Source organism: Faecalibacterium sp. An121 (assembly GCF_002160915.1).
In the GTDB taxonomy this organism is placed as follows: domain Bacteria; phylum Bacillota; class Clostridia; order Oscillospirales; family Ruminococcaceae; genus Faecalibacterium; species Faecalibacterium avium.
Window position 1 is genome coordinate 1 of the sequence record NZ_NFLM01000022.1, and the last position, 11992, is coordinate 11992.

Genomic DNA, 11992 nt, shown 5'->3' on the forward strand with positions numbered 1-11992 from the left:
AATAGAACCAATATTCCTTCTGTTGTTGATCGCACCAAAACAAAAGAACTTTTGCGTCACGAAAGATAGGGTCCCTCTGCGGGGGTCGGCTGCAAAGCCGGCCCCCGCATTGTTTTTGTGTGCCGCCCGCTTTTGCCGCGCCCTGGATGGGGCTGGCTGTTTTGCGGTTGGGCGGGTCAGCGCTGGTTTGTTTCCTCCAAAAAGCTTTTGAGTTCGGGGCTGTCCTTTAAAAATTCCGTGTCCTTGTCCTCGCATAGGGAGTTCAGAATGGTTTTTTGAAGCATCGGCCCGAAACTCGCATCTACCTCTTTGGTTTTGATGTGACGGTAAAGCGGGGAGCGGTTGATATCCCATTTCTTCGTGAGGGATCGGAGCATGGGGACAAGCAGCTTCAAACATCCGGCGCGGTTCCCGCAGGCGGAATACAGCTGAAACTGCGCTACATAACGGTTGTATTCCCACAGATCGAATATTTCTGCCGCCTGCTTGTCAACCTTTGCAATGGAATCCGCGTCATCCAACCGGTTCTCTTTTATGGCGATCTCCATAAGGGTCATAAGCGCCGCATGGATCTCGTTGTTTGCGGACAGCAATTTCTCCTCCATTGTTTTGGCGGCCCTGGGCAGTTCGCCCTGCGCAATAAAAATGTTGGCCTGTATTTGCCTTTTGTCCACCGGGCTTGGATCGGATACGGAATCCAAAAGCGCCTGTGCGCCTGCATAATCCTGCCGCTCCAGCGCATCGGCGATCAGACGTGAGAGCGCCTGCTCCCGGATCGGCGCCTTGCTGCTGGAAGCGGCGCGCCGGTATAAAGACAGGATCGCCGAACGGTATTCTTCCAGCCTGCCATCTTTGGGGTCTTTCATGGTCAGGGCGCCGTCCAGAAGCATCGCCAGACTGCACACCAGCTGGTCGCAAGTAGGGAATTCCCGCAGTTTCGAGACGGCCAGATCGTATCCGGCGGCAAAGCCGTTTTGCTCGATGACGTCGGAGACCTGATTCAGAAAAAGAGCGACTTCCTGTTCCGTCAGGTCGTCTTGAAAAGACAGCAGGGTGTTCAGGTCTGTATCCAAAAGCCGGGCGAGCGCGGGCAATACGGTGATGTCCGGGTAAGAGATCGCCTTTTCCCATTTATTGACCGCAGGAGCGGTGACACCCAGGTAATGGGCGACCTGTTCCTGTGTGAGATGTTTGGCCAGGCGGCGCTCGCGAATGATCTGATGGATTTTCATAGGACCCTGTCTCCTTTGCGCTTGATTCTTAACATCATTGTAGCAGCTGGGGCGGCGCTTTTCCATTGACTGTTTTTTAACTTTCCGGAGAAAAAATGGACCGCAAATCAACTGCCGTAGCGCGCCGAAGGGCAAAATCGGTTCGGCTGGAGTATAAAAAAGCACCCGCCCAGGGCAGGTGCTTTTGGGGGATCGGTCTCAAAGGGCGGACTCGTGCCGGTCGTATTTCGCCAGCACCTGGTCTACCTCAGCCGGCTCCAGCCGGAGGCGGACCGGAGCGGGGGCGGCGCTGCCTTTGCGCAGGGGCAGCCACCAGGTGGACAGCCCGGCCCAGCGGCCGAACTTGTAAGCCGTGTGGGGCTGGCGGCCTACGCAGGTGAAACCGAACTTCTGATGAAAGCGTTCGCTGGCCGGGTTGGGGTCGGCAATGAGGGCATAGACGTTCCAATACCCCTGCATGCGCAGCAGCTCCAGCAGCGCGCCGTACAATTTGGCGCCCACCCCCGCCGAACAGGCGTCCGGGGCGCAGTAGATGGTGCTTTCCACATCCCAGTCAAAGGCTTCCCGGGGATGGTAGCGATGGGCGCAGGCATAGCCCAGCAGGCGGCCGGTCCCGTCCCGCGCCAGAAGCAGCGGAGCTCGGGCCAGCGTATCCTCCACCCAGGTCTGGTATTCCTCCAGAGTGGACGGGGTGATCTGGAAGGTCGCGATCCGGTTGCGCACATACCAGTTATAAATGTGCAGGATGTCGGCGGCATCGGCGCAGGTGGCCATGGACAGCCGGGGCTGCATCTGCCGGGCCCATTCGGCACACAGGACCTCTTTTTGGGATTTGGACAGCTTCTTAAGGGCGGCTTCCCGCCGCAGCGCCGCCGGCTTGTCCGCGCAGGGTTCGAGGTAGGCCAGGCTCAGAGCCCCGAAGGCCCGGGTCGCCCGGGCGCCCTGCCCTGTTTTGTGGGCGTGCAGCCGGGCGGCAGGGTCGTTGGTCCAGCCGGTGTACAGCCTGCCGCCCCCGCAGCGGACCATGTAGACATAGGCGGGGGCGAACGATTCACCGTCCATTGTTCTTGAGAACCAGGCGGCAGGCGGCCACGGCGGTCTGCTTGTCCCTGGCGGTGATCAAAAAGCGGCTGGCATGGCAGAAGCTGATCCCATCCAGACCGCTGCGGGCTTCAATGACCTGCTGGGGCTGGCCGGCCCAGGAGGCGGGGAAGGGGAGTTTGGGCTTTTTGGTCCGGTGGTCGGTGACGCACTGGGCGCTCCAGCCGCCCCGCTGGCTGGGATACACCACAAAAAGAGCGTCGGTTTTGTACAGGCCGTTTTTCCAGGGCAGATAGCACGGCAGCACCACGATGCCGTCTTTGGAGGCAGCGTAGGCGGCCCGCACCTTTTCGTCCGCCCGGTTGACCGCGTTGGCCGCCTCGATCTGACGGGACAGGATCTGCTTTGCGACCGCCACCGCCTCAAAGAAGCGGTCATCGGCGCTGTCGGCGCTGTCCCAGGGCGGATTGAAAAAGCCGATGGCATCGCACAGGCTGTTCTGCTCGCCGGTGTTGTCGTTCAGGTCCAAAGGCTGAATGAAATTTTCATCGATGAGGCGGGCCTGACGTTCCCCAACCAGGCCGGGACCCAGCACCCGCCACAGCAGCCCGAAGGCCGCGTAAGGCACCCCGTTGGGGCGGGTCTGACGGGGCTCCCGGTGGTGGTCGAACATACCGTCGCCGATGTCATAGACGATGCCGTCGAAGTCATCCGGCACCACAAAGCCCCGGCTGACTTTGATGTCCGGGCGCAGGATCTGCAAAAGTGCGGTCGCAAACACATCGTCGGCGTGGAACTTGCCGGCGTGGGTAAAACCGCGGGCTGGGATCTTCATTAGGAACACCTCTCTGCACAGAACTGTTTTCGTAACAGTATACCACATTTTACGCCGATGTGCAAAACAGCCGCAGCAGATCCCTGCTGCGGCTGTTGCATCATAATAGCATCGTGTGGGGGAGCCGGCGCACCGGGCGGGTGGCGGCCGTCGCCTCGTTACTGCACGTTTTGCTGGATCCAGTTCTCGATGTGGTCGGCGATGACGTCGTTGTTCAGATCCTGGAACATGAAGTGGTCGTTGCCGGTGATGCCCTCATCCGGCAGATGCACCACTGTGCTGGTGCGGCCGGCGGCGGTGTAAGCCGCGGTGAAGGTGTCGGCGGTGGAGGCCATCATGGACCACATGGCGGCTGCGGGCACGTCAGTGTACTGCTGGCCGATGTAATCGCCGTAGTAGAAGGCCACCGGGATGTTCTGTTCCACCATGGCGTTGTAGGCGTCGCTGCCCACCTCAGGCGCAGCGCCCGGCTCAATGGCCACGATGGCGGCCACATGATCCGTATACAGGGGCACTTCCCAGCCGGGCAGGCCGCCCTGGGAATGGGTGACCAGGATGGAGTCTTTGCCGGTGCGGGCATACACTTCATCGATGGTCGCCGCGACGGCCTGGGCCACCACGGTGTTGTCGATGGCCTGATCGCCTGCGTCGTTGTCCATGCCGGTGTCAGGGGTCATCTGACGGAAGAACTGATCCAGTACCTCCTCGCCCCGGGGGAACTGGGAGCCCTCATTGTAGGTGAACTGATCGTTCCGGTAGGTGCCGATGCGGAACTGGGTGTACCAGGTCTGGTCCGAGGGGGTGGTGGTCATGGTGCCTGCCACCGAGGTCTGGCCGGCCTCGCCCCGGCGGGGCTGGTCGATCAGCCAGACGCTGTGCCCTTTGCGCAGGAACATATCCGACCATCCTTCACGTCCGTCCGGGGTGGTCATCCAGCCCATGCGGGACTGGCCGTACCCGTGCAGGAACACCATGGGCAGTTCGGTGTCGTTTTCGGGGATCTGGTAGAGGACGTTGGCGTGGTCCACATGGGAGGTGTAGTAGTTGCCCACGTCAAAGGTGCCATCCGAGCGGATGACGGTGCCGCCCGCCGAGAAGATGCCCTGCTCTGCGATGCGCAGGGGCGCGTTTTCGGGGTCGATCAGGTCCCGCAGGGGGGCGGGCAGAAGGTCCAGGATGCCGTTTTCGGCGGCATCCTCGGATGCCGCAAAGGCGGTGACCGGCGCTGTCAGGGTGGACAGAGCCAGAACGGCGGCCGCTGTCAGGGCGGCGGCCCGATGCTGTAGTTTCATAGGTTTGCTCCTTTTCTTTTGTACGGTGGACGGTCGTTCTTTTCTGGGGCCGAAGCCCTTTTTCCTGGCTTTATTGTAACGCGCTCCGCCCCGGGGCAGAAGTCTCGATTGGTTATGGAGTGATAAGCCGAAGGTTTCTACTGGGGATGCATACGCCAAACAGGCCCGCAGCATTCGGCTGCGGGCCTGCGGCAAAGAAGGAAGATGGAGATGATGTTGCCGTCCTCGTTCACCTTGAGCAGCCGGCACTCCAGCGCCACCGGCAGCTCGTCGATGAGCGGCGCGTCCACCGTGCTGGCCTTGCTGGTGTGGAAGCCGGCCTTCTGCATCTTGGCCGGCTCACTGTTGCCCGAGACCATCCCCACATAGTCGGCGGAGACGGTGTCGGCCGCGTCGGCAAAGCTGATGGTGAAATCCTTCCGGGCCAGGATGTTGGCCGTAGTGCGGTGGTCTTTGCTGAGGCAGAGCACCACCTTGCCGGCGTCGTACAGGCCGCCCCAGGCCGCATTCATGGCGTCGGCGGTGCCGTCGGGGTTATAGGTGCCCACGATCAGCACCGGCAGCGGGTAGAACCAGGGCTTTGCGCCAAAATTTGTCCGCATAGAAAATCGCTCCTTTGTCTTTCAAAACGTCTTACTTCTGCCCGTCCACGTCGGGGATCATCTGCACATAGCGCCGCAGCAGTTCGGGGGTGCTGGTGTAGTAGCGTTTGGCCTGGTCCATGGCGGCGATCTGAGCCATCTCGCCCTCGGTCAGCTCAAAGTCGAACAGGTCGAAGTTGTCCCGGATGTGGTCGGGGTTCTTGGAACCGGGGATGACGATGTTGCCGCTCTGGATCTGCCAGCGCAGGATGATCTGTGCATTGGACTTGCCGTATTTTTTGCCCAGCTGGCTGAACAGAGGCTCGGCGATCAGGGCCTTGTCCCCGTGGCCCAGGGGATACCAGGCCTGGATGACCATGGCCTGCTCCTCCAAAAACCGCTTGAGGGCCTTTTCCTGGTTGTAGGGATGCACCTCGGTCTGCAGCACCGCAGGATGGACCCGGCAGTTGTCCAGGATCTCCTGGATCTGTTCCCGGTTGAAATTGGACAGACCGATGGCGCGCACCTTGCCTTCCTGGTAGGCCTTTTCCATCTGCCGGTAGCCGGCCATATAGTTGCCGGCGGGCTGGTGGATCAGCAGCAGGTCGATGTAGTCGGTGCCCAGCCGTTCCAGGGTCTTGTCCACCGCGTCAGGCTGCTCATAGAAACTGGGCCAGAGCTTGGTCTCCAGGAAGATCTCGTCCCGGGGCAGGCCCGAAGCGCGGATGGCCCGGCCCACCGCCTTTTCATTCCTATAGGCGTTGGCAGTGTCGATCAGGCGGTAGCCGCACCGCAGGGCGCTGCGCACCGAGGCCTCCGCCTCATCGGGGCTGAGAAGAAAGGTGCCGATGCCGGCCATGGGCATCTTGACGCCGTTGTTCAGGACTGCGTACTCCATAAGAAAACCTCCTTGTTCCGTATGTTCAGTTTTGTTTTACCCCATAGACGGCGGACATCCCGACGGTGTCCAGGGCCTCCACCTCCCCAGCGGTGAGGGCGATGCCGGCGGCCCCTGCATTCTCTGCCATGCGCTCTTCCTTGCGGGTGCCGGGGATGGGGACGATCCAGGGCTTTTTGCACAGCATCCAGGCCAGGGAGATCTGGGCCGGGGTGGCCTGTTTTTCCCGGGCCATCCGACGCAGCAGATCCAGCAGCGGCCGGTTCTGGTCGATGGCGTCGGGGGCAAACTGGGGCATCCCGGCCCGATAGTCGGTCTTGGGGTCAAAGCGGCTGTCCTTGCCGTAGCTGCCGGTCAAAAAGCCGTTGGCCATGGGGCTGAAGGCCACCAGCGCCTCATTGCCGTGGGGGTCCTCGGGGGTGCCGTAGACCTCGGCCGTGTCAAAGAAGGTGTAGCCCATCTCGACGGCCCGGCGCAGCAGCCGGACCGCTTCGCCGGCCTCGCTGGGCGCGCCATAGGCGTGGGAAAAGCCCATGCACCCCAGCCCTACGGCCGAAACCTGCAGGTCCCGGCCCAATGTCCTTGTCTGCATCGTTGTAGTTCCTCTCTTTCCTATGCTGGTTTTCTGATTTTATTATAGCCCGGCAGGCGGAAACCGGAAGTCTCGATTGGTTATGCAGTTGTAAGCCGGGGGTTATAAGCTGCCGTCAGTGGCTGAACAGCCACCCCATCACGGCGGGACCGGTGTCGGAGCCTGCCTGGGATGCGCCGGCTGCCGGCACGCCGGCCGTGCAGCCCGCCAGGCCCAGGGCCATGACAAAGCCCGTCAAAAGGGCGGCCAGTCGTTTCATACAAAAAACTCCTTTCCTGTATTTCCTGTTACTCGTAGCACTCACAGAAGATCTTGTAGATCTCGTCGTGGGTCATCTTTTTGTAGCTGCCCTGGGAGATGCCGCAGCTGTCGGCGATCTGGCGCAGCTGGGCCTTGTCAGCCCCCAGCTCCTTGAGGGTGGTGGGCAGGCCGATCTCCCGGATGAAGGCCGCCAGGGCGCTGATCCCGGCCAGGGCCAGTTCCTGGTCGCTCCGGCCCTCCCGGGGGATGCCCCAGACGTTCTGGGCAAACCGCATGAATTTGGGCAGCCCTTCCTGGTAGATGTGCTGGTAGTAGACCGGGTGCAGCACCGCCAGGCCGCAGCCGTGGTTGCAGTTGGTGTAGGCCCCCAGCTGATGCTCCATGTTGTGGCACTCAAAGTCGCACTGTTTGCCCATCTTGATCAGGCGGTTTTCGGCCATGGTGGCGTCCCACATCAGGTTGGAGCGGGCGGTGTAATCCCGGGGGTTCTGGATGGCGGCGCGCAGGTTGCGGATGACGCTGCGCATCAGGGCCTCCATGATGTCATCCGAGACGTTGTCCTCGTCGGGGGCGCTGAAATAGGTCTCCATGATGTGGCTGAGGATGTCGAAGCTGCCCGACACCATCTGCCCCTGGGGCACGCTGTACGTGTAGGTCGGGTCCATCAGGGCAAACCTTGCGTTGAGGGCAGGGTAGTCCCGGCCGGTCTTGATCTTCTTTTCCTCGTTGGTGATGACGGCCCCGCCGTTGCACTCGCTGCCGGTGCCCGCCACCGTGACGATCACTCCCAGCGGCAGCGGCTCGAAGTCGATGACGCCGGGCCGGGCCCAGAAGTCATCCCAGACATCCCCGTCGTAGCGGGCGGCCAGACTGACCGCCTTGCAGCAGTCCATGACGCTGCCTCCGCCCACGGCCAGGATCATGTCGGCGCCGCAGGCGCGGGCCAGGCGGGCGCCCTCCTGCACCTTGGCGTAGGTGGGATTGGCCATGATGCCCGAAAATTCCACCACCTGCTTGCCTGCGCTGTAAAAGACATCCATGATCTCGTCGTAGACGCCGTTGCGCTTGATGGAGCCGCCCCCATAGGCCAGCAGGATGGTATGGGCGTGTTTGGTCAGGCAGGCCAGGTACTCCTTGACGCAGCCCTGCCCAAAGTAGACCTTGGTGCTGTTCTGAAAAATAAAGTTGTTCATAGAAAATGCTTCCTTTCCGACTGTGACCTCGCTTTTTCCGGCGGTCCGTTCTGTTCCTAGTATAAAAAAATCGAGACTTCGGCAGAAGTCTCGATTGGTTATGCAGTGTATACCTGCGGCTTATCAGTTTAGGGTGTATCTGAGAAGTCAAAAATGCTGAGATATTCGCCAAAAAACGCCAGATGCAAGGCGCATGAGCGCTGCACTCCTTTGTGGAATGCAAGCGAATGCAACGCGGCAGATGGCGCTTTTTGGTAGAATAGAACAGTATTGGGGAGTTTTCAGATACACCCTAGCGCGGGATGGGACGGGCCGGGATCACGGCTCCAGGTCCTCGCCGTTGGAGGCGATGACCTTTTTGTACCAGAAGAAGGACTTTTTCCGCAGCCGGGCAAAGTCCCCGGTGCCGTCGTCGTAGCGGCGGACGTAGATAAAGCCGTACCGCTTGGCATACTCCCCGGTGGAGGCGCTCACCAGGTCGATGCAGCCCCAGGGGGTGTAGCCCATCAGGTCTACCCCGTCCCGGACCGCCTCGGCCATCTGCTGGATGTGGCGGCGCAGATAATCGATGCGGTAGTCGTCCTGGATGGAGCCGTCGGGGGCGACCTCGTCCTTGGCGCCCAGGCCGTTCTCCACCACCATCAGGGGCTTGCCGTAGCGGTCGTACAGGTCGTTCAGAGCGTAGCGCAGCCCCTCGGGATCGATCTGCCAGCCCCAGTCGCTGGCCTTCAGATAAGGGTTGGGCACCCCGCCCAGGATGTTGCCCTCGCCGCTCTTGGCCTCGCCTGCGGTCTGGCAGGAGGACATATAATAGGAGAAGGTGATGAAATCCACCGTGCCCTTCTGCAAAATCTCAGCGTCGCCGGGCCGGATGTCCAGATGGACGCCCAGTTCTTCCAGCAGGCGGTGCGCATAGGCCGGGTAGGCGCCCCGGGCCTGGACGTCGGTGCAGTAGTAGTTGTACAGCCGGTTATACCGCTGGTTGGCCAGCACATCGGCGGGCCGGCAGGTGAGCGGATAGCTGGCACAGGAAATCGTCGCGGAAAACGCGCATATACATTGCTCCTTTCGATCGTTTGATCGTATAAAACCGGGGCCTTGAGCCCCGTCGCTGCGCGCGGTCAGCCCGGCGCGGGCCTGCCTGCCGCCATCCGGATGGCCTGCAGAAACCGGGTCACCTGGGCCGAGGGCTCGGGGGCGTGCAGCAGCCCGAAGGGGATGGTGTAGCCCCAGTCCACCGGCAGGATCTTGAGCAGCGGATGGACATAGCGCCAGTTCTCCACCGCCATCAGCACGCAGTTGTTGTTTTCGCACTGGTTGAAAGCATCCACGCTGTAAAAATCAAAGTCCACGATCTGGATCTGGGGATGGTTTTTCCACAGATCGTCCCGCAGCAGGTCCACATAGTGGCTCCAGTCCCGGCGCATCAGCATCAGCCGCTCGCCGTACAGGTCCTGTACGGTCAGCGATTCCTTCTGGGCCAGCCGGTGGTGGACCGACACGGCGCAGCAGATGGGTTCCCGGGAGATCTCCAGCCCGGCGCACCGGCGCAGGTTGAGCATGGTCTCGTCAAAGATGCCCGCCACCACATCGATGCGCTGGCCGAGGTTGGCCAGGATCTCACGGGCGTTTTCGGGGGTGTTGTCAAAGGGGACCAGCTGGAACTTGATGCCCGGGTCGTACTGCTGCACGCTGGGCCACAGGTTGACCAGGAACTGGGCCGGCGTCATGGGGGAGGTGCCGATGCGGATCACCTCGGCGCTCTCCTGCATGGCGTTTTTGGCCCGGGTGACCGAGTCCTTGCAATACTGGATGATGTATCTGGCATCCTGACACAGGGAGTGGCCCGCCGCCGTCAGCTGCAGGCCGCGGTGGGTGCGGATGAACAGCGCCACACCCAGGCTGTCCTCCAGCAGGTTGATCTGCTTGATGACCGCCGGGGGCGAGATATACAGCTGCTCGGCAGCCCGGTTGAAGCTGCCGGCTTCTGCCACACAGAGAAACGTTTCCAGCTGGGGGTTATAGATCATCCGTGTCACCGTCCTTTCCTGTTTATTGTAGGAGATGCGGGACGCCATGTCAAGAAAAAGCGGGCGCGACCCGGCAGCCAGGCCGAGCCCGCAGGGCACAAGGAGGAACGCAGGCGGGTCAGGACTTCTGCGCCGGCTCGTCGCGATAGGTGATCAGGGTGAGGATGAAGTCAGCCACCATGGCGACCAGGGACACCACGATAGCGACGACCATGCCGCTGGTGTTGTTGGTGGCGGTATCCACAAAGGCGGTCCAGCTGAATATGCCCAGAGCGCCGATGCTGTGATGATGCGGGCAAGGCCGTCGTACTTGCTTGCCATGATTCGTCCTTCTTTCTTTTGGATTTTTTACAAACCGAACGCTTTATAACGCCTGCCGCAGTCCCGGGAGGGGGGCGTTTGTGCGTTTTCTATAAAATAGTCTAATAATATGGATGGAAAAGTACAACGACAGAACAGGAAAGCTGCTTTCAAAAGATGGTTCCTGGCCGGCGCAGCAGGCATGTGCGGCCAACACGGGCTGCACATGGAGCGCATACGGCAGTGTGCCGCCGGAGAATGCCGCACAGGGACTGCTGCTCTGTAAAATAAAAGTAAGAACAGGTGGAATTGGAGCCCCCAACATGGTACAATAAAACAAAAGGCGGAACGATAAATCGATGGAAGGTGGACGAAGAATGAAGGAGTATCAGGACCGGATCGGCAGGAGCATCATGGCAGCGGCCATGATTGCGGCGGCATTCATCCTAGCCGGCGCCATCGAAAACGCGGGAGTCAACATCCAGAAGGGTCTGCGCTATGCAGCTGAGATCCTGCGGTGAGGGGCGGATATGAAAGAGGTGAGCTGGCAGGGAGCAGGTGAAAGATGGAAAATCGTGCGGAGAAATTGAGGATCGCCATGTTCGGCCAGAAAAGATGGAGCCGTGAAGGCGGCATTGAGGTCGTGGTCAAGGAACTCAGCAGCCGAATGGTGAAGCTGGGCCATCAGGTGACCTGCTACAACCGGAGCGGCCATCATGTGAGCGGGAAAAAATTTGACAGTGCAAAACTGCGGGAATGCAAGGGCGTGAAAATCAAAACCGTCCCGACCATAAACAGGAAAGGATTTGCAGCGGTATCGTCCAGCTTCTTTGCGGCGCTTGCCTGTGCATGGGGAAAATACGATGTGGTGCACGTCCATGCAGAAGGTCCTGCGGCCATGTGCTGGCTGCCAAAGCTGTTTGGTAAACGTGTGGTGGTCACGATCCATGGCTTGGACCACAGACGGGGCGAAAAGTGGGGCAGGTTTGCCCGGAAATATATCATGTTTGGCGAAAGAAATGCCGTTCGTTATGCAGATGAGATCATTGTTTTAAGCCGAGGCGTGCAGCAATACTTTGCCGATGCTTATGGACGAAAAACCGTCTTTATCCCCAACGGAGTCGAGCGTCCCATACAGCAGGCGGCAAAGCTGATTCAAGAGAAGTTTGGCCTCGATAAAGATGGTTATATTTTGTTTCTGGGAAGGATCGTTCCGGAAAAAGGGATCCAGTATTTGATCAAGGCATTCAAGCAGGTCGATACCGATAAAAAACTGGTCATAGCAGGCGGCAGCTCGGATTCGGACGCATTCATGCAAGAGATCACAAGGCTTGCCGCGGATGACCATAGAATACGGTTTACTGGGTTTGTACAAGGGCAGATCTTGGCGGAATTGTATAGCAACGCCTATGTATACTGCCTGCCCAGTGATCTGGAAGGGATGCCGCTCAGCCTGCTGGAAGCGATGAGCTACGGAAACTGCTGCTTGACCTCGGATATTGCTGAATGTGCAGATGTTGTGGAAGATAAAGCGGTACTTTTTGAAAAAGGAAACATAGTAGCTTTGCAGAAGAAACTGGAAGAATTGTGCCAGCATCCTGAACAGGTAGAACAATACAAAAAGGAAGCGGCAGATTTTATCTGTGAAAAGTACAACTGGGATACGGTTGTCCAACAAACACTGGGCGTATATAGAGGAGGGACGGTCCATAAAGGAGCGAAATATCCTGATTGATA

The 11992-nt window shown here is 59.9% G+C and carries 12 protein-coding genes and 1 pseudogene; 2 read left to right on the top strand and 11 right to left on the bottom strand.

The window, feature by feature from the left end; genetic code table 11:
* Window positions 1–176: 176 nt before the first annotated feature.
* The 11 genes and pseudogenes from B5E66_RS10655 to B5E66_RS10700 all read right to left on the bottom strand — a co-directional run bounded on the left by B5E66_RS10655 (window position 177) and on the right by B5E66_RS10700 (window position 9952).
* Window positions 177–1232, bottom strand: coding sequence for a helix-turn-helix domain-containing protein (locus B5E66_RS10655; protein WP_087232714.1), 1056 nt, complete (start codon window positions 1230–1232; stop codon window positions 177–179).
* A gap of 198 nt (window positions 1233–1430) precedes the next feature.
* Window positions 1431–2294, bottom strand: coding sequence for a GNAT family N-acetyltransferase (locus B5E66_RS10660; protein ID WP_087232717.1), 864 nt, complete (start codon window positions 2292–2294; stop codon window positions 1431–1433).
* On the bottom strand, window positions 2284–3108 hold the full coding sequence (locus B5E66_RS10665; protein ID WP_087232721.1) for an MYG1 family protein: 825 nt from the start codon (window positions 3106–3108) through the stop codon (window positions 2284–2286). The genes B5E66_RS10660 and B5E66_RS10665 overlap by 11 nt, the downstream gene beginning before the upstream one ends.
* Window positions 3109–3266: 158 nt before the next feature.
* Window positions 3267–4400, bottom strand: a complete 1134-nt coding sequence (locus B5E66_RS10670; RefSeq protein ID WP_087232724.1) for an alpha/beta hydrolase — start codon at window positions 4398–4400, stop codon at window positions 3267–3269.
* Between the two features lie 137 nt (window positions 4401–4537).
* Entirely contained in the window at window positions 4538–5002 is a 465-nt protein-coding gene (locus B5E66_RS10675; RefSeq protein WP_087232727.1) for a flavin reductase family protein, read from the bottom strand.
* A 31-nt stretch (window positions 5003–5033) separates the two neighbouring features.
* Window positions 5034–5879, bottom strand: a complete 846-nt coding sequence (locus tag B5E66_RS10680) for an aldo/keto reductase (RefSeq protein ID WP_087232731.1) — start codon at window positions 5877–5879, stop codon at window positions 5034–5036.
* A gap of 25 nt (window positions 5880–5904) precedes the next feature.
* Window positions 5905–6471 (bottom strand): aldo/keto reductase, encoded by a 567-nt coding sequence (locus tag B5E66_RS10685; protein WP_087232734.1) that lies wholly within the window; start codon window positions 6469–6471, stop codon window positions 5905–5907.
* A gap of 115 nt (window positions 6472–6586) precedes the next feature.
* Window positions 6587–6730: a hypothetical protein gene (locus B5E66_RS13120; protein WP_158098355.1), complete on the bottom strand. Its 144-nt coding sequence runs from the start codon at window positions 6728–6730 to the stop codon at window positions 6587–6589.
* A gap of 28 nt (window positions 6731–6758) precedes the next feature.
* Window positions 6759–7925, bottom strand: a complete 1167-nt coding sequence (locus B5E66_RS10690) for an iron-containing alcohol dehydrogenase (RefSeq protein WP_087232738.1) — start codon at window positions 7923–7925, stop codon at window positions 6759–6761.
* Window positions 7926–8243: 318 nt separating this feature from the next.
* Window positions 8244–8960, bottom strand: a pseudogene (locus tag B5E66_RS10695) (family 1 glycosylhydrolase); the annotation flags it as partial.
* 86 nt (window positions 8961–9046) lie between these two features.
* Window positions 9047–9952, bottom strand: a complete 906-nt coding sequence (locus B5E66_RS10700) for a LysR family transcriptional regulator (RefSeq protein ID WP_087232811.1) — start codon at window positions 9950–9952, stop codon at window positions 9047–9049.
* Between the two features lie 680 nt (window positions 9953–10632).
* Here B5E66_RS10700 and B5E66_RS13125 point away from each other — a divergent pair.
* Complete coding sequence (locus tag B5E66_RS13125; RefSeq protein ID WP_158098356.1) at window positions 10633–10776, top strand: hypothetical protein; 144 nt, start codon at window positions 10633–10635, stop codon at window positions 10774–10776.
* Between the two features lie 44 nt (window positions 10777–10820).
* A complete protein-coding gene (locus tag B5E66_RS10705) occupies window positions 10821–11990 on the top strand; it encodes a glycosyltransferase family 4 protein (protein ID WP_242958160.1) in 1170 nt (389 codons plus the stop codon).
* Window positions 11991–11992: the final 2 nt, after the last annotated feature.